Source organism: Streptomyces thermolilacinus SPC6 (assembly GCF_000478605.2).
GTDB classification, from domain to species: Bacteria; Actinomycetota; Actinomycetes; order Streptomycetales; family Streptomycetaceae; genus Streptomyces; species Streptomyces thermolilacinus.
The window spans coordinates 6212235-6227415 of sequence record NZ_ASHX02000001.1 but is presented as its reverse complement, the minus strand read 5'-3'; the positions used below and the strand labels follow the sequence as shown (position 1 = coordinate 6227415).

The window sequence follows — 15181 nt, the reverse complement described above, 5'->3', positions numbered from 1 at the left end:
TGCCCGGTTCTGGCATGAGGCGCGGATAACGTCCCCCGTAACAGCGGCTTCGCGGAGTAACGGCGCTCCTCGAAGGGCCGGTTGACCTCCCGACCTCCTTCAGGATGCAACAGTCCCGTCGCGTTTTTCCCCTGATGCTTTTTCAGTGGAAAACCGGAGCGGGCACCTCAGCCGCGGATTTCCTCGCCCCCGGTGCCCTCGGGGCCGGTGCCGTCCGCGGGGCCGGTGGTCCGCAGCCGTTCCGGGGAGAGGGCCCACTGGTAGGCGAGCGCGGCGAGGGTGGGCGCGCCCCAGCGTGCACGCAGCCGCCCGAGCTCCTTGGTGAGCGTGCGCAGCCCGATGCCGAGGCGGCGGGCGGTGATGCGCTGGTCCACACCGGCGGCCGTGTCGATGAGGATCTCCCGCTGACGCTCCGTCAACTCCCCCTCCTCCTCCGTGGGCACGGCGCGACGCGGGTCGCCGTACCAGATGTCGGCGCGGCGCCAGGCGTCCTCGAAGCCCTCGGCGACGAACGCCACGAACGCCCGGTCCCGCACATGCCACGCGGTCTGGTCGGGGTCACCGCCGACGACGTGGTCGGAGATGAACGCCTGGCGGCGGTCCACGACGACACACCGCTGGAACGGCGCGAGCAGCGTACGGAACCGGGTGCCCCGCGCGGACATGACGGTCGCCCACGCGCGGGCCGCCGCGTCGTCGCGCACCCCGTCCCCCAACAGGGTGCGCAGCCGCACGCCGCGGGCCAGGGCGCGGGAGTCCCGGTCGGTGATCTCGCCGAGGAACTCCTCGCAGGCCGGTCCCCAGGGCTGGGCGGTGAGGACCTCGCTCTCGGCGCGGTCGACGGCCTCCGCGATCCGGGCGGTGATCTGTTCCCGGCCGGCCAGGAACTCGCTGCCGGAGCCGGAGCGCCACTTGGCGCGTTCGAAGTGGAGGCCCAGCTCGTCGCTGACGTCGGGGATGGCGGCGATCCGGGCTGCGCGTGCGGCGAGGTCGCGCAGCTCGTCGTCCAGCCGGCGGCGTCCCGCCTCCTGCGGGTCGAGGGCGACGGGCGGCGCGGGCCGGTCGGGGTCCACGTTGACGAGCCGCCAGGCCACGAGTTCGCCGAGCGCGCCGGTGTCGTCGGGCCCGACGGGCTCGCCGCGGGTGATGCGGGCGTACAGCGCTCGCGCCGCGCCCGACAGGGGGTCCCCCGGCCGCACCGAGCCGTCCCTTCCGGTCATCTCCCGCCCCTGTTCGCGACTGCGTGTGTACGCCGTGCGCAGGTACGCACCCCGCGGGCACTTGATCGTCGGCGCACGGTGGGCCAGCGTACCGGTGCGGCTGCTCTCTGCCCGCGCCACCGTTACACCGCGACGGCCACCTGCGGGCCGACCACCCGCGGCAGGCCGTCCCTCTGGGGGAGGGACCGTCATGGACAAGGTCGCCCTGCGCTACCTGCTGAGGGAGCGCCGTGCCCTGATCGCGCCGGAGAGCCACGGGCTGTCCCGCCCGACCCGGCAGGGCCGGCGCGCGCCGGGCCTGTCGCAGGCGCAGATCGACCAGCTGCTGCACCGGGCGCCCGACACGTACGGCCGCCTGGAGTCGGGCCGCTACCCGAACCCACCGGTGGACCTGCTGGAGGACGTGGCGCGGCTGCTCGGCATGAACGAGCAGGAGTGGGTGGCGCTGTGGCGGTACGCGCTCGGGCAGGACCCGCCGCACCCGCTGCACGAGCGGGCCGGGGAGGCGGTGCCGGGGACGTGGCGGCTCGCGCTGGACGGGATCTCCCACATGGCGTACGTCAGCGACCGCTCGTGGAACACGCTGGCGTACAACGAGCCGTTCGCCGCGCTGTTCCCGGACCGCCGCGTGCCGTCGAACGTGATGCGCTGGATGACGGTGGAGCCGGAGGCGCGGTCGGTGCTGCGGCACTGGGAGACGGCGTGGGCCCCGCTGGTGCTGCCGCAGCTGCGGGCCGCCCTCGCGGCGGACCCGGAGGACCCGACGCTGTGCGGCATCGAGAAGGAGGTCCTGGACGATCCGGCGGCGGCCCGCGTGTACGAGTCGGCCGGGGCGTACGTCCACCCCGACGGCGGCGACCGGCCGGTGCGTCACGCGGAGCACGGGCCCGGGTGGATCACCGTGTGCGCGGCACAGCCGATGGCGGCGCCCCGGGCGCGGCTGCTGATCCTGCCGTTCCACCCCGGCGAGCACCGCCCGACGGGACGCCCGGGGCCGCTGGGGGCGGTGGGGACGCTGGGCCCCATGGGGTGAGGCGGGGGTGGGGTGGCGCGTGGGGTGGGCGGCATCGGGTGGGGCCGGGCGGGTACTCGGGCGCGCATGAGTGACGACGGACGATTCGAGCGTGCGACCAGCCGGTTCACCGACCGGATCACCGAGGACGGGCGGGACGGCTGGCCGGTGGAGGCCGGGCGGTACCGGCTGGTGGTGAGCAGGGCCTGCCCGTGGGCGAGCCGCTCCCTGGTGGTGCGGCGGCTGCTGGGCCTGGAGGACGCGCTGTCGCTGGCCGTGGCGGACCCGGTGCAGGACGAGCGGAGCTGGCGGTTCACGCTCGACCCGGACGGCCGCGACCCGGTGCTGGGCATCCGGTTCCTGTCGGAGGCGTACGAGGCGCGGGAGCCGGGCCATCCGGGCGGGGTGAGCGTCCCCGCGGTCGTGGACGTGCCGACCGGCGGGCTGGTCACCAACGACTACCAGCGCATCACCCTGGACCTGGAGACCGAGTGGACCCGCCTGCACCGGCCCGGCGCCCCCGACCTGTACCCGGAGCGCCTGCGCGACGAGATCGACGAGCGGATGGACGGCGTCTACCGGGACGTCAACAACGGCGTCTACGAGGCCGGGTTCGCCACCTCGCAGGAGGCGTACGAGGAGGCGTACGGGCGGCTGTTCGCGCGGCTCGACCAGGTGTCGGAGCACCTGGCGGCCCGGCGCTACCTGGTGGGCGACACGATCACCGAGGCGGACGTGCGGCTGTTCACCACGCTGGTGCGGTTCGACGCCGTGTACCACGGCCACTTCAAGTGCAACCGCAACAAGCTGACCGAGGACCGGGTGCTGTGGGCGTACGCCCGCGACCTGTTCCAGACTCCCGGCTTCGGCGACACGGTGGACTTCGACCACATCAAGCGCCACTACTACGTGGTGCACCGGCACATCAACCCGACGCGGATCGTGCCGCGCGGCCCGGACCTGCGGGGCTGGCGGACGCCGCACCACCGCGAGGAGCTGGGCGGGCGCCCGTTCGGTGACGGGACGCCGCCCTCGCCGCCCCGGCAGGACGAGGTCGTCGTACCCCTCTGATCCCGCCGCCCGGGCCCGCCCGGTCCCGGGCCCCGCCCCGGGCACGTCGCTCGCGTCGGGCGGCCGCTCGCGTCAGGCGGCCCGCCAGACCGTGGTGGCGTTGCAGAACTCCTTGATGCCGTGGCCCGACAGCTCCCGCCCGTACCCGGACCGCTTGACGCCGCCGAACGGCAGGGCCGGGTGCGAGGCGGTCATGCCGTTGACGTACACGCCGCCCGCCTCCAGGTCGCGTGCGCAGCGCTCGATCTCCGACTCGTCGCGCGTCCACACGTTGGAGCTGAGCCCGAACGGCGAGTCGTTGGCGATTTCCAGCGCCTCGTCCAGGTCACCGGCCCGGTACACGGCGGCCACCGGGCCGAAGGCCTCCTCGCGGTGGATCCGCATCTCCGGCGTGACCCCGGTCAGCACGGTCGGCTCGTAGTACCAGCCCCGGTCCAGGCCCTCCGGCCGGCGGCCGCCGCAGCGCGCCTCGGCGCCGCGCTCCACGGCGTCCTCGACCAGCTCCTCCAGGTCGGCGCGGCCCCTTTCGGAGGCCAGCGGGCCGACGTCCGTGGACTCGTCCATCGGGTCGCCCACCCGCAGCGCTGCCATCCGGGCGGTGAACCGCTCCACGAAGTCGTCGTACACGTCCGCGTGGACGATGAACCGTTTCGCGGCGATGCACGACTGGCCGTTGTTCTGTGTGCGGGCGGTGACGGCGGTCGCGGCGGCGCCCTCGATGTCCGCGGAGGGCAGCACCAGGTACGGGTCGCTGCCGCCCAGTTCGAGGACGGTCTTCTTCACCTCGTCGCCCGCCACCGCCGCCACGGACCGGCCCGCGCCCTCGCTGCCGGTGAGCGTCGCCGCGGCCACGCGCGGGTCGCGCAGGACGCCCTCGACGGCGTCGGACCCGGTCAGGAGGGTCTGGAAGACACCCTCCGGGTAGCCCGCGCGGCGGAACAGGTCCTCCAGGTAGAGGGCGGTCTGCGGGACGTTCGACGCGTGCTTGAGCAGACCGGTGTTCCCCGCCATCAGGGCGGGCGCCGCGAACCGCACGACCTGCCACAGCGGGAAGTTCCACGGCATGACCGCGAGGACGGGCCCCAGGGGCCGGTAGCGGACGCGGGCGACGGCCGCGCCGGAGTCCCGTACGTCCCCGTCGGCGGGCTCCTCGTCGGCGAGGAGCGCCTCGGCGTTCGCCGCGTACCAGCGCATGGCCCTCACGCATTTGGCGGCCTCGGCGCGGGCGGCGGCCAGGGGCTTGCCCATCTCGGTGGTGACGGTCCGGGCGATGTCGGGGACGTCCTGCTCCAGCAGGTCGGCGGCGCGCCGCAGTAGCGCGGCCCGCTCGTCGAAGCCGGTCGTGCGGTGGTGGCGGAACGCCCGGTCGGCGGCGGCGATCCGCTCCTCGACCTCGTCGGGGCCGTGGGGCCGGAACGTCCTGAGCGTCTCGCCGGTCGCGGGGTTCACCGTCGCGATGGGCATGGGCGGTCCTCCTCGGGGAGCGTGCGCGGCGCGGGGCCGCCGGCCTGGTTGGGATGCCCGTACCGGGTAACCAGGGGTGGCATGGCGAATCATGACGACGGACCGGCGGACCTGCCCGCGCGGTCCTGGCGAACGGTGGTGCGGCGCACGGCGAAGGAGGCCCTCGACGACGAGCTCCCCGACCGGGCGGCCGCGCTCACGTACTACGGAGTGCTGTCCGTGTTCCCGGCCCTCCTGGTCATGGTGGCGCTGCTCGGCGTGGTCGGCGACTCGGCGACCCGCTCGGTGCTCGACGGCCTGGGGCAGCTCGCGCCCGGCCCCGCCCGGGACCTGCTGAGCGACGCGGTGCGGCAGTTGCAGGGGTCGGGCGCGGCGAGCGGACTGATGGCCGTGGTCGGTCTGCTGGCCGCCCTGTGGTCGGCGTCCGGTTACGTGGCGGCGTTCATCAGGACCGCGAACGCCGTGTACGACCTGCCGGAGGGCCGGCCCGTGTGGAAGCTGACGCCGCTGCGGGTCGGGCTGACGGTGGTGCTGATGGTGCTGCTGGCGGCCAGCTCGGTGATCGTCGTGTTCACGGGGCCGCTCGCGCGGCGGGCCGGTGAGGTGATCGGCGCCGGGGACGAGGCCGTGACGGTGTGGGGCATCGCGAAGTGGCCGGTGCTGGTGCTGCTGGTGATGCTGATGCTGGCGCTGCTGTACTGGCGGGCGCCGAACGTGCGCGGACTCGGCTTCCGCTGGCTGAGCCCGGGCAGTGTGGCGGCGGTGCTGCTGTGGCTGGTGGCCTCGGGCGGGTTCGCGCTGTACGTGGCGAACTTCGGCTCGTACAACAAGACGTACGGGACGCTGGCCGGTGTCGTGGTGTTCCTGGTGTGGCTGTGGCTGTCGAACCTGGCGGTGCTGCTGGGGCTCGAACTGAACGCGGAGCTGGCCCGGCAGCGGGCGATCCGGGCGGGCCTTCCGGCGACGGAGGAGCCGTACGTGGAGCCGCGCGACATGCGGAAGTGGCCGGCGGTGCTGCGGGGCCGCGTCTCCCGGCGGCGCAAGCGGCTCGGCCGGGGGACGGCGGAATGACCCGGGCCGCGGGCGGGATGACCGGAGCCTCCGGGCGGGGCGACCCACCCGGAGGCTCCGCTGCTTGTCCGGCGCCGCCCGGCACGCGCGGGGCCGGGACACCGGCGCCCGGCACGCAAGGGGCCGATGCCGGGGAGCCGCGGCAAGGGAAACCATTCGCCCGAACGGCCGGGGCTCCGTACCCTGACCGGCGTGATCGACCACGGACTGACCGACAGAGCGGGGCGCGGCGTCGCGCTGCACGAGATGGACGACGACAACTGGCGCGATGTCGCGGACGTCGCGCCGCTGGACGACCAGCGGCGCTTCGCCCCGGCGCTGGCCGCGCGCTACCTGCTGCTGTCGGCGCGCGGGCAGGTGTGGACCTCCCTGGCGGTGTGCGCCGACGGCGCGGTGGTGGGGCACGTGATGTGGGCCCGCGACGACGAGGACGGGACGTACTGGGTCGGCGGCATGCTGATCGACGGCCCCCAGCAGGGCAAGGGCACCGGACGTGCCGCCGTGCGCACGCTCCTGGCGTGGCTGGCGGAACGGGACGACTGCGAGGAGATCCGTCTCTCCTACGATCCGGACAACGTCACGGCGGAGCGCCTGTACTCCTCGCTGGGTTTCCGCCGGACGGCCGACACCGAGGGCGACGAGGTCGTCGCGGCGCTCCCCGCCCGGGCGGCACGCCTGGGGTGACGGGCTGACGGGCCCGGGCGGTGCCGCCCGGGCGGGGCACCGCCGCCGGGGCCGGGGCGCGGTGTCAGGGCAGCGGGGTGCCGCCGGTGGCGTTCATGATCTCGCCGGTGATGAAGCTCGCGGCGGCCGAGGCGAGGAAGACGTACGCCGGGGCCATCTCGGCGGGCTGGGCGGGCCGTCCGAGCGGCGCCTGCTTGCCGAACTCGGCCGTCTCCGGCATGGTCGCCGGGATCAGCGGCGTCCACACCGGCCCGGGCGCCACGGCGTTGACGCGGATGCCGCGCGGGGCGAGCTGCTGGGCGAGGCCCTGGGTGAAGGTGACGATGGCGCCCTTGGTCATGGCGTAGTCGAGCAGCGGCGGGCTCGGCTTGTACGCCTGCACGGACGTGCTGTTGAGGACGCAGCCGCCCTCCGGGATGTGCGGCAGCGCGGCCCGGGTGAGCCAGAACATCCCGTACAGGTTGGTCTTCATCACCCGGTCGAACTGCTCGGTCGTGATCGCCTCGATGCCCTCGCTCTGCGCCATCTGGTACGCGGCGTTGTTCACCAGCACATCGATCCGCCCGAACTCGGTGACGGCCCGTTCGACCAGGTCCCGGCACGCCCGCTCCTCGCGGATGTCGCACGGCACGGCGACCGCCTTGCGGCCCGCGTCCTCCACGAGGCGCGCGGTCTCGCGGGCGTCCTCGGCCTCCTCCGGGAGGTGGGCGAACAGCACGTCGGCGCCCTCGCGCGCGAACGCCAGGCAGACCGCGCGGCCGATCCCGGAGTCGCCGCCCGTGACGAGCGCGGCCCGGTCCCTCAGCAGGCCGCTGCCCCGGTACGACTCCTCGCCGTGGTCCGGGCGGGGCCGCATCGCGTCGGTCCGGCCGGGGTGCTGCTGCTCCTGCTCGGGGAACTCGGGGCGCGGGTGGGCGGTCGTGGGGTTCTCGGGTGCGTGGTCGGACGTCATGAGCGCCTCCTGTCGAGGGGGTGTGTGGGATCGGTTTCCACGTTCCCCTCCCCTCCGGGAGCACACTCCGCGCATCAGGCGCATTTCGGTACGAAAAGATAAAATTCCCTCATGGGAGAGCGGCCCGTCGTGCCTACCGCACCCGAGCTGGTCGTCGATGTCGACGGGCACTCCACGGTGCTGCGTCCGAGCCACGTCTACCGGGTGGGACGCGACCCCGCGAGTGACATCGCGCTCGCGGACACCAGGGTCTCGTGGCACCACGCCGTGTTCCGCGACGAGGACGGCCGGTGGACGGTCCGGGACGAGGGCAGTACGAACGGCACGTACGCGGACGGCGTGCGCGTCACCGAACGTGACGTGCGCGCCGGTACCGTCCTGCGCTTCGGCCACCCGGACGACGGTCCGGAGGCGCTTCTCTCGGAGGCGGCACCGGAGCCCGAGCCGGGTGTACCGGCGGCCGAGCCGGGTGCGGCCGGGGCCGTGCCGGTGGCGGAGGCGGACGTGCCGGAGACCGGCACGAACGCACCGGAGGACGTACGCGACACCGGTACGGACGCGCCCGAGGCCGTCCGCGGCACCGGCGGGGACGCGCCCGGGGCCGTACCCCTCACCGGCGCGGGCGTTCCCGGCTCCGGGCCCCCGCCCGAGCCCCGGCCCTCGTCCGTGTCGCTGCCCGGCTCCACCGGCACGTTCCGGCGCCCCACCTCCGTACGCCCCCTCCCGACCCGGACCGTCCGCATCGGCCGCGCCCCGGACAACGACGTGGTGGTGGACGACCTCGTGGTCTCCCGGCACCACGCGGAGCTGACGTCCCGCCCCGACGGCACGTACGCGATCCGTGACCTCGGCAGTCACAACGGCACCTACCTCAACGGCCGCCCCGTCGATGAGGCGCGGGTGACGCCCGAGGACATCATCGGCATCGGCCACCAGGCGTACTGCGTCGTCGGCGGCCGTCTGGTCGAGTACACGGACACCGGCGAGATCTCCCTCGACGTGCAGGAACTCGCCGTCCGGGTGGACGGCGGGCGCAAGACGCTGCTCGACGGGGTGACGTTCCCCGTCGGCGAGAAGGCCCTCCTGGGCGTGGTCGGCCCGAGCGGCGCGGGCAAGTCCACGCTGCTGAACGCCCTGACCGGGCTGCGGCCCGCCGACCACGGCACCGTCCTGTACGACGGGCGCGACCTGTACCGGCAGTACGCCGAGCTGCGCCAGCGCATCGGGCTGGTCCCGCAGGACGACATCCTGCACCTCCAGCTGACCGTGCGCCGCGCCCTGACGTACGCCGCCGAGCTGCGCTTCCCCGAGGACACGCGGAAGGCGGAGCGGCAGGCCCGCGTCGACGAGGTGATGCGGGAACTGGGCCTGGAGCAGCGCGCCGACCAGCCCGTGCACAGCCTGTCGGGCGGCCAGCGCAAACGTGTCAGCGTCGCCCTGGAGCTGCTGACGAAGCCGTCGCTGCTGTTCCTGGACGAGCCGACGTCCGGCCTCGACCCGGGCATGGACCGGTCGGTGATGCACATGCTTCGCGGGCTCGCCGACGACGGGCGCACGGTCATCGTCGTCACCCACAGCGTGCTCAGCCTCGACGTGTGCGACCGGCTGCTGGTCCTCGCGCCGGGCGGCCGGATCGCGTACTACGGGCCGCCGGACGAGGCGCTCGGTTTCTTCGGCTGCGCGCAGTGGCCGGAGGCGTTCGAGGCGTTCGAGAACGACCGGGAGCGGGACTGGGCGGGCCGGTTCCGGGACTCGGAGCACCATGAGCGGTACATCGAGGCCGCGATGCGGCGCCCCGCCGCGCCCGCGCCCGGCGCGTCCGCCGCCGCGCCGCCCCCGCCGCCGCCGAAGGCGCAGAGCTGGGGCTCACAGCTGCGGACCCTCGTGCGGCGGTACGCGGCCGCGCTGAGCGCCGACCGGACGTTCCTGGCGATCATGGTGGCGCTGCCGTTCGTGATGGGCGCGATGGCGCGGGCCCTGTCGGAGGGCAGGCTCGGCGGCGAATCGACGCTGAACGTGCTGCTCATCCTGTGCGTGGGCGGTGTCCTGACGGGCGCGGCGAACGCGGTGCGGGAGCTGGTGAAGGAGCGGACCATCTACCGGAGGGAACGGGCCGTCGGCCTGTCCAGGTCGGCGTACCTGATGTCGAAGGTGGTCGTCCTCGGCCTGGTCACGGTGGTGCAGGCGGTGGTGCTGACGCTGGTCGCGCTGGTCGGCGTGCCGATGAACGTGCCGGACGGCAAGGGCGTGCTGCTGCCGCCGCTCGTGGAGGTGGCGCTGTCGGTGGCGGCGCTGTCGTTCACGGCGATGATGCTGGGCCTGTTCGTGTCGGCGCTGGTGCGCAAGGAGGAGGTCACCATGCCGCTGCTGGTGCTCCTCGCGATCGTGCAGGTGGTGTTCTGCGGGGCGCTGCTGTCCGTGCGGGGCACGCCGGTGCTGGAGCAGCTGGCGTGGCTGGTGCCGTCCCGGTGGGCGTTCGCCGCGATGGCCTCGACCGTGGACCTCGGCGCGACGGTGCCGGGCGAGCGGTCGAAGGACCCGCTGTTCGCGCACGACCTGCCGACGTGGCTGCTCGACATGGGCGTGCTGCTGGCGCTCGCCGTCGTCCTCGGGTTCGCGGTGGTGCGGCTGCTGCGCCGCCACGAGCCGGTGATCATGCGAAAGTAGGCGCTCCATGGGCTCTGCGGTGCGGGCCGGCGACCTGGTCCTCGACGACTTCCGGCCCAGTCATGTCGTCCCCCGGCACGGCATGCCCGCGTGGGACACGCCCGGCACGGCCAGGCCGACGGTGCCGCTGGACCCGTTCCTGCCGGTGCAGCTGCTGGAGCGGATGGGCGACTGGGCGCGGGTCCTGTGCTCGAACGGCTGGTCGGCGTGGGTGGACGGGCGGCTCCTGGTCTCCGTACCGGAGGACCCGCCCGCCGCCGCGCACGACATGGCGCGCGCCGCCGACCCGCGCCCGCTGCTGGCCCGCGCGGAGGCGTCGCTCGGCCGGTACCGGGGGGCGGCGGAGGACCTGGCGGCGGGCCGCGTGGACGGTGAGGGGTTCCGGCGTGGCACCGCGGGGCTGCGGCTGGGCGTCGTCGTCGAGGGCGAGGCGATGTGGCTGTACGACGCCGAGCACGAGCGCTGGCTGTACTGCGACGGCACGCGGCTGGCCGAGTACGCCACGTCGTCCACCCCGTCCGCGACCCCGCCTCCGCCCCCGCCCGAGCCCCCTGCCCAGGGCGCGACCCGCATGGCACCGCCCGGTGATGCGGGGGACGGGGACGCGGCGGCGGGCGCCCAGGGCGGCGCCGCCGGGCATGAGCCGACACGGGTGGTGCCGGTACGGGCGGACGAGCCGCCGCCCGCAGGGCCCGCCGCACCGCCCGTCGGCCCCCCGCACGGCCGGTCCCCGGCCGGCTACGAGCCCACCCGCGTGGTCCAGGCTCCCGGCCCCGGCCCGGCGCAGGGGGCGCGGGCTCCCGACGCCCCTCCCGACGCCCCTCCCGACGCCTCTCCGGGCGGCCCCGACAGCGGCCCCGTACCGCCGCGCGCGGACGCCGGGCACGAGCCCACCCGCCTCGCCCGGGCCCCGGATGCGGAGCCCGCCCGCCCCGCCCGGCCACCGGGGGCGGAGCCCACCCGTGTGGTCCGCCCCGGCGCCGGCGGACCGGCACGTGCGGAGCCCGGCGGCGCCGCGCCCGTACCGGACGACGATGACGGCGCCGGCAGCCGTGGAGCGGACGGGCCCGACGACAGCCACCCGTCCGGGCGGCCGTCCGCCGCCGAACCGACGCGGGTGGCGGACCTGCCCGCCGCGGGGCGCGCCCGCCGGGGCGGCGACGGGGCGGGTGACGGGTGATGGGCTCGGGTGTCGAGCTGCCCTCCGGGCGGCCGTCTGGTCTGGTGGGCCGCCAGGTGGCGCACTACCGGATCGACGCCGAGATCGGCCGGGGCGGCATGGCGGTCGTGTACCGGGCGATGGACCTGCGGCTCGGCCGCACCGTCGCGCTGAAGCTGCTGGCGCCGGAGCTGGCGCGCAACGACACGTTCCGCAAGCGGTTCGCGCACGAGTCGCGGGTCGCGGCCGCGATCGACCACCCGAACATCGTGCCGGTCTTCGAGGCGGGCGAGACCGACGGCCTGCTGTACATCGCCATGCGGTACGTGCCCGGCCAGGACCTGCGGGCCCTGCTGGACCGGACCGGGCCGCTGCCCGTCGCGACGGCGGTGCGGATCGCCGTACAGGTCGCCTCCGCGCTGGACGCGGCGCACGCCCACGAACTGGTGCACCGGGACGTGAAGCCGGGCAACGTCCTGGTCGCCGAGGGCACCGACAGCGACCGGCCCGAGCATGTGTACCTGACGGACTTCGGGCTGACGAAGAAGTCCCTGTCGCTGACGGGCTTCACGAGCGTCGGCCAGTTCGTGGGGACCCTCGACTACGTGGCGCCCGAGCAGATCTCCGGGCGGCCCGTGGACGGGCGGTGCGACGTGTACAGCCTGGGGTGCGTCGTGTACGAGACGCTGGCCGGGGCGCCGCCGTTCCGCCGGGACGACGACATGGCGCTGCTGTGGGCGCACCAGTACGACCCGCCGCCGCCGTTGAGCGACGTACGGGCGGGACTGCCGTCCGGGGTGGACGCGGTGCTGGCGAAGGCGCTGGCGAAGGCGCCGGAGCACCGGTTCGACTCGTGCATGGGGTTCGTGACGGAGCTGCGGCGGGCGGCGAAGGGCCGCGCGGGGGGCCCGGACCGGGAGGGCACGGGCGGACCGGACCGCCCGCCGGAGGACCACCTGGACTTCCCGCCGCCGCCCGCCGGGCCCCCGCCCCCACCGCCCGCTCCCCCGCTGTGGGCCCTGCCGGTCTTCCGGGGCACCGGCACGGCCGCGTGAGACGGCGGCGCCGCGCTCAGCGACCCGGTGGCTCGGCGTCCACCTCGCCTCTGCGGCGGACCCGGTGGGCGAGGAGCCCGCCGACGAACCCGGCGAGGGCGCCCCACAGCAGCGCCAGGCCAGCGGCCGCCCACACCCGGGGGTGAAGGCTGACCTGTCCGCCGAGCGCGTCCACCTCGAAGATGCCGAGCAGCGAAAGCCCGAGCCGCGCGTCGAGGCGGGTCAGCGGCGCGACGACGAGGAGGGTGAGCGCGAACGCCACGCCCAGGTGCAGCGCCTGCTGCCACAGGCGGGTGCGGGCCGGGGAGCGGACCGCCATGACGAACGCGGCGGCCAGCAGCAGCACCGCCGCGACGGGGATCAGCCACCAGGCGCGGTCGTCGTGCGCGGCGAGCGACCGCACGTCGAGGGTCGTCTCCTCGCTGCCGCGCAGGACCTGGTCGAGCACGTGCGGCATCGGCAGCCCGAACGGGCCGTCCACCCTGCCCTCCCAGGAGGCGCCGATGCCGAGGCCGAGGGCGAGCCAGACGAGGTTCGGCAGGCCGAGGAGCAGTACGGCGAAGGTGTCCGCCGCGTGGCCGCGCGTCGCGGCGACGACGACACCGACGGCGAGGCCGAGGACGACGTACGCGAGGAGCAGGAACAGCATGGCGAACGCGGCGGGCCGCACCGGCTCCTGGTAGCGCACCAGCCGCGCCGGGAGGGGCGCCCGGCGCGAGACGAGCAGGGCGAGGGCGAGGACGCCGAGCACCCACAGCAGGCCGTACAGGAGGGTGCTGCCGAGGTCCGCGCGGAAGCCGATGCCGGGCGACGCGTCGAGGAGGTCGCCGAGCAGGTCGGCGGGCGAGCCGGCGGGCAGCAGGTCGGTGAAGGTGTGGCGGGCCAGGGCGGTGAGGGCGGCCAGGGCGGCCAGCCAGATCGCGGCCGTCGCGGCGACGCGGGCGAGCAGTTCGCCGGTGGAGGCGACGGCGCGGTGCCGCAGCGGGCGCAGGAATCCGGTGGCGAGGGTGAACGCGCCGACGAGGGCCACGGACAGCGGCATGGCCGTCAGTTCGGCGTCCGTACGCGCGAGATCGCCCGCGCCGCCCGCAAGTTCGATGTCGCCGCCCGCCGCCATGACGACGACGGCCGCGACGACCCGGGGGAACGCGCCGCCCGGCAGCTCCGCCGCACCCGCCGCCCACAGCCCGAGGGCGGCGACGACGGCCATCGCCGTGAGCGCGACGAGCACCGAGAGGAGGGCGTCGAGACAGAGCCGCACGGTGTGGCGGGGCCCGTGCGGTGCGGTGCCGCGTCGTGCGGGGCCGCGCTGTGCGGCGCTGTGGCTGCTCACTCTGCCCACGCTAGGCGTGGTCCGGGACTCCCGGCTTGCGGGCGGCACCCGGATGGGGCACACAATGAACACAGAACGGAAGAAAGGGACGAATGTGACTTCCGACCCTGCGTCCGGTCGCCCCACAGGTCCCCCGTCGGGCCCCCTCTCGCACCCCAGACCAGGTGGTACGGCCCCAGGCCAGCCCCCGGCCCCGCCCTCGTCCCCTCCGCCGCCCACCGGTGGAGGCGGCGGAGGGGACGACGGCCGTGGCGGTGGCGGCGGTGCCCGACGCGCGGGTGGCGGGCGCCCCTGGTGGCGGTCCGTCCCTGTGGTCGCGGCCCTCGTCGGTGTACTCGTCGCCGTCGTGGCGCTGTCCGTGGTGATGCTGTCGCGGCCCGAGGAGGCGCAGGCGGTGAGCGCCGAGAGCGTCTCGTACCGTCCCCCCAACAGCTTCACGCCCAGCACGGCCACCTCGGCCAACCGCGGCGTGGAGCGGCTGCCGACGCAGCAGCGCCACCAGTACGCGGGCTCGGCGCCCGAACTGTACGGCGGCAGCGGCAACCGCGCCGTCTGCGACGTGGAGAAGCAGATCGCGTACCTGGAGAGCGACAAGGCGAAGGCCGGCGCGTTCGCGTCCGTGCTGCGCACCACCCCAAACGGCCTGCCCGCGTACCTGCGCGGCCTGACGTCCGTGCAGCTGCGCCTGGACACTCTGGTGACGAACCACGGGTTCGAGGACGGCCGCGCGGTCCCGTACCAGGCGGTCCTCCAGGCCGGTACGGCCGTGCTCATCGACCAGTACGGCGTGCCCCGGGTGCGCTGTGCCTGCGGCAACCCGCTGGACCGGCCGCAGGTGGAGCGGCCCGAGAAGGTCGTCGGGAAGACCTGGCCTGGGTTCCAGGCGGAGGAGATCGTGGTCGTGGTGCCCGCGCCGACCCCCGTGCCGACGTTCACCGTCATCGACCCGGCCACGGGCAAGCGCGTCGAGCGCCCGCACCCCGCCGGCAGCTCGCCCTCGCCCTCGCCGAAGGACACGGCGTCGCCGACCACGACGAAGCCGCCCACGTCGCCGGACAGCCCGACGACCACACCGCCGGACGACCCCACCGACACGCCGACGGACACCCCCACGACCAAGCCCCCGGACAGCCCCGCCGACAGCCCGGCGGAGCAACCGGAGAACCGTGACACGGGCACGCCGAGGGACGGCGGCACGACCCCCGAGGACACCCCGGGGCGGCAGACCTCGGACACCGAGCCCCCGCCACCGCCGCCGAACGGCTCCCCCACGGACCAGGGGCCGGACACCCCTCCGGGCAACGGCACCCCGCCCGGCGACGGAACGCCCCCTGACCCCGGCCAGAACTCCCCCACCTGACCGCCCCCCCAGGCCCGGTCGGCCCGGCCCCGCGGCCGACCGGGCGGGCACAACGGGGGCCCGCCCGGGAGCTCCGCGCACCGGTGCGGCGCAGGCGCCGGCCCCCAGCGGAACGCCTGCCCGCGGCGGGGGC

General features: G+C 75.3%; 12 protein-coding genes. 8 read left to right on the top strand and 4 right to left on the bottom strand.

Annotated elements, in window-relative coordinates:
* Window positions 1–167: 167 nt before the first annotated feature.
* Window positions 168–1220 (bottom strand): TrmB family transcriptional regulator sugar-binding domain-containing protein, encoded by a 1053-nt coding sequence (locus J116_RS27055; protein ID WP_028964584.1) that lies wholly within the window; start codon window positions 1218–1220, stop codon window positions 168–170.
* Window positions 1221–1410: 190 nt separating this feature from the next.
* Between J116_RS27055 and J116_RS27050 the strand changes: the two genes are divergently transcribed.
* The gene (locus tag J116_RS27050; protein WP_051203632.1) at window positions 1411–2253 is read left to right on the top strand and encodes an MmyB family transcriptional regulator; all 843 of its coding nucleotides are present in this window, start codon (window positions 1411–1413) and stop codon (window positions 2251–2253) included.
* Window positions 2254–2319: 66 nt separating this feature from the next.
* Window positions 2320–3303: a glutathione S-transferase family protein gene (locus J116_RS27045; protein ID WP_023590215.1), complete on the top strand. Its 984-nt coding sequence runs from the start codon at window positions 2320–2322 to the stop codon at window positions 3301–3303.
* A gap of 72 nt (window positions 3304–3375) precedes the next feature.
* Here the strand turns inward: J116_RS27045 and J116_RS27040 are convergent, their stop codons facing one another.
* Window positions 3376–4767, bottom strand: coding sequence for an NADP-dependent succinic semialdehyde dehydrogenase (locus J116_RS27040; protein WP_023590214.1), 1392 nt, complete (start codon window positions 4765–4767; stop codon window positions 3376–3378).
* 81 nt (window positions 4768–4848) lie between these two features.
* On the opposite strand from J116_RS27040, the gene J116_RS27035 reads away from it, so the two are divergent.
* On the top strand, window positions 4849–5838 hold the full coding sequence (locus J116_RS27035) for a YihY/virulence factor BrkB family protein (RefSeq protein WP_028964583.1): 990 nt from the start codon (window positions 4849–4851) through the stop codon (window positions 5836–5838).
* Between the two features lie 192 nt (window positions 5839–6030).
* Window positions 6031–6522 carry a GNAT family N-acetyltransferase gene (locus tag J116_RS27030; RefSeq protein ID WP_028964582.1) on the top strand — a complete coding sequence of 164 codons (492 nt, stop codon included), beginning with the start codon at window positions 6031–6033 and terminating at the stop codon, window positions 6520–6522.
* A 64-nt stretch (window positions 6523–6586) separates the two neighbouring features.
* Here J116_RS27030 and J116_RS27025 read toward each other — a convergent pair whose 3' ends face one another.
* Complete coding sequence (locus J116_RS27025; RefSeq protein WP_023590211.1) at window positions 6587–7474, bottom strand: SDR family oxidoreductase; 888 nt, start codon at window positions 7472–7474, stop codon at window positions 6587–6589.
* A 111-nt stretch (window positions 7475–7585) separates the two neighbouring features.
* Between J116_RS27025 and J116_RS27020 the strand changes: the two genes are divergently transcribed.
* From J116_RS27020 to J116_RS27010, 3 genes are read left to right on the top strand one after another with little or no spacing between them, the layout of a single operon-like run.
* Window positions 7586–10141 carry an FHA domain-containing protein gene (locus J116_RS27020; RefSeq protein WP_023590210.1) on the top strand — a complete coding sequence of 852 codons (2556 nt, stop codon included), beginning with the start codon at window positions 7586–7588 and terminating at the stop codon, window positions 10139–10141.
* 7 nt (window positions 10142–10148) lie between these two features.
* Window positions 10149–11321 carry an SH3 domain-containing protein gene (locus J116_RS30505; protein ID WP_023590209.1) on the top strand — a complete coding sequence of 391 codons (1173 nt, stop codon included), beginning with the start codon at window positions 10149–10151 and terminating at the stop codon, window positions 11319–11321.
* On the top strand, window positions 11321–12355 hold the full coding sequence (locus J116_RS27010) for a serine/threonine-protein kinase (RefSeq protein WP_023590208.1): 1035 nt from the start codon (window positions 11321–11323) through the stop codon (window positions 12353–12355). The genes J116_RS30505 and J116_RS27010 overlap by 1 nt, the downstream gene beginning before the upstream one ends.
* 16 nt (window positions 12356–12371) lie before the next feature.
* Here J116_RS27010 and J116_RS27005 read toward each other — a convergent pair whose 3' ends face one another.
* Window positions 12372–13688 carry a streptophobe family protein gene (locus J116_RS27005; RefSeq protein ID WP_028964581.1) on the bottom strand — a complete coding sequence of 439 codons (1317 nt, stop codon included), beginning with the start codon at window positions 13686–13688 and terminating at the stop codon, window positions 12372–12374.
* A 310-nt stretch (window positions 13689–13998) separates the two neighbouring features.
* On the opposite strand from J116_RS27005, the gene J116_RS27000 reads away from it, so the two are divergent.
* Window positions 13999–15048, top strand: coding sequence for a DUF6777 domain-containing protein (locus J116_RS27000; RefSeq protein WP_037947018.1), 1050 nt, complete (start codon window positions 13999–14001; stop codon window positions 15046–15048).
* Window positions 15049–15181: the final 133 nt, after the last annotated feature.

What these genes read in the sequence shown, in the direction of transcription:
- J116_RS27050 (WP_051203632.1), top strand. Translation starts at nt 1,411, where the DNA reads ATGGACAAGGTCGCCCTGCGCTACCTGCTGAGGGAGCGCCGTGCCCTG.
- J116_RS27040 (WP_023590214.1), bottom strand. Translation starts at nt 4,767, where the DNA reads ATGCCCATCGCGACGGTGAACCCCGCGACCGGCGAGACGCTCAGGACG.
- J116_RS27010 (WP_023590208.1), top strand. Translation starts at nt 11,321, where the DNA reads ATGGGCTCGGGTGTCGAGCTGCCCTCCGGGCGGCCGTCTGGTCTGGTG.
- J116_RS27020 (WP_023590210.1), top strand. Translation starts at nt 7,586, where the DNA reads ATGGGAGAGCGGCCCGTCGTGCCTACCGCACCCGAGCTGGTCGTCGAT.
- J116_RS27025 (WP_023590211.1), bottom strand. Translation starts at nt 7,474, where the DNA reads ATGACGTCCGACCACGCACCCGAGAACCCCACGACCGCCCACCCGCGC.
- J116_RS27045 (WP_023590215.1), top strand. Translation starts at nt 2,320, where the DNA reads ATGAGTGACGACGGACGATTCGAGCGTGCGACCAGCCGGTTCACCGAC.
- J116_RS27035 (WP_028964583.1), top strand. Translation starts at nt 4,849, where the DNA reads ATGGCGAATCATGACGACGGACCGGCGGACCTGCCCGCGCGGTCCTGG.
- J116_RS27055 (WP_028964584.1), bottom strand. Translation starts at nt 1,220, where the DNA reads ATGACCGGAAGGGACGGCTCGGTGCGGCCGGGGGACCCCCTGTCGGGC.
- J116_RS30505 (WP_023590209.1), top strand. Translation starts at nt 10,149, where the DNA reads ATGGGCTCTGCGGTGCGGGCCGGCGACCTGGTCCTCGACGACTTCCGG.